Below are 1,294 nucleotides of genomic sequence, written 5' to 3'. Positions count from 1 at the left end.
GTCCAGTTTTGCTCAACAGCATTGGACACCTCGTATCATACCAAGGGGGCATTTTTTGTTCAATCCTCATTTTGCTTTATTACAGGAATGCTTTCTTATCTTTCAAAAAGATACGAACGTATTTCATTCGTACGCGTATTACCCATTTTCAGACCTTGTTATTGACAATTCCCCTGTTTTTCTCTATCCTAACCTTTTTTAAACAACAATTTGACTTAATCTTCCGCTGATAGTTCAACAACTTGGATTATCGTCACTACTTGCTATAGTGTAAAAAAGATGAGTATTCCACTATATGGAGTTCTCATCTAAATACATTTTTATAAGATATGCTTTTTATTTTAATTCAGTAACATTTTTAACCTGGTTAATACGAGAAATATCATCAAATAAAGTTAAACGTTTTGCATCCGTTATTCCTTCCGTATTAATAAAAATATTACGGTAATTATTATCTGATTTTGATATTTCTACTTTTTTAATAGAAACGTAATGGTTGTCAAACACTGCAACCACTTCATTTACAGGCAAGTCTGGGAGCGTAACTATTTGAATAACATGGGAAACTTTTCCTTTTTTAAATAGACGTTCAAAATTATTAAGGAATATAAGGCTCAGTAATATTATTACCGTTGTTACTACTGCTGCCCCATACATACCAACACCTACTACCAGCCCTAAACCTGCAACTGTCCAAATAGATGCAGCTGTCGTTAAACCTCTTATCGTGCCACCATAAACAATGATGGTACCAGCACCTAAAAACCCAATTCCGCTTATCACATACGAAGGTATTCTTGCGGGATCAAAACGGATATTCTCGTAATGCTCTAGAAAAAATTCAAATCCAAATAAAGAAAGTAACATCATTAGACAAGAGCCAACACCTACTAAAATATGGGTGCGAAATCCAGCTGAATGATTTTTCAACTCCCTTTCAAACCCGATTAATCCAGAAAGGCATAATGCAATAAGTAAACGAGTTAAAATAACATAAAAATGATCTCCCAATAGTTCATTGATTAGTTCTTTCATACTAAGTCCCCCCAATTGTTATAAACATGGCATTTTATTTTATCTATATGTGAACAAGTAGAGGTTTATTTTTAGTGAAGTTCAAATTAAATATAATGTAATGTGCTTCTGAAAGTAGAGATTTTGATTTTTTCATTTCGCAAAGTGCGTGGCCTTTTTAATCTGGTTCTATGTCAAATGTTGGGGTGGAGTGAGATGCAATCTCACCCTACCCAACATGACTTCCAATTTTTTTATACTTATGTAAAAGAAGTATTCT

General features: G+C 33.5%; 2 protein-coding genes. One reads left to right on the top strand and one right to left on the bottom strand.

Features of this window, described 5'->3' with window-relative positions; all coding sequences use genetic code 11:
* Positions 1-202 (top strand): hypothetical protein (locus BUB45_RS20320; RefSeq protein ID WP_212590798.1); only part of this gene is annotated, 202 nt, incomplete at its 5' end.
* 134 nt (positions 203-336) lie between these two features.
* On the opposite strand, the gene BUB45_RS19290 is transcribed toward BUB45_RS20320, so the two are convergent.
* Positions 337-1,035 carry an MgtC/SapB family protein gene (locus BUB45_RS19290; RefSeq protein WP_073013523.1) on the bottom strand — a complete coding sequence of 233 codons (699 nt, stop codon included), beginning with the start codon at positions 1,033-1,035 and terminating at the stop codon, positions 337-339.
* Positions 1,036-1,294 lie beyond the last annotated feature (259 nt).

The organism is Virgibacillus chiguensis (genome assembly GCF_900129865.1).
In the GTDB taxonomy this organism is placed as follows: Bacteria; Bacillota; Bacilli; order Bacillales; family Amphibacillaceae; genus Virgibacillus; species Virgibacillus chiguensis.
This window is presented reverse-complemented; position numbering and strand designations above follow the sequence as displayed.

What these genes read in the sequence shown, in the direction of transcription:
- BUB45_RS19290 (WP_073013523.1), bottom strand. Translation starts at nt 1,035, where the DNA reads ATGAAAGAACTAATCAATGAACTATTGGGAGATCATTTTTATGTTATT.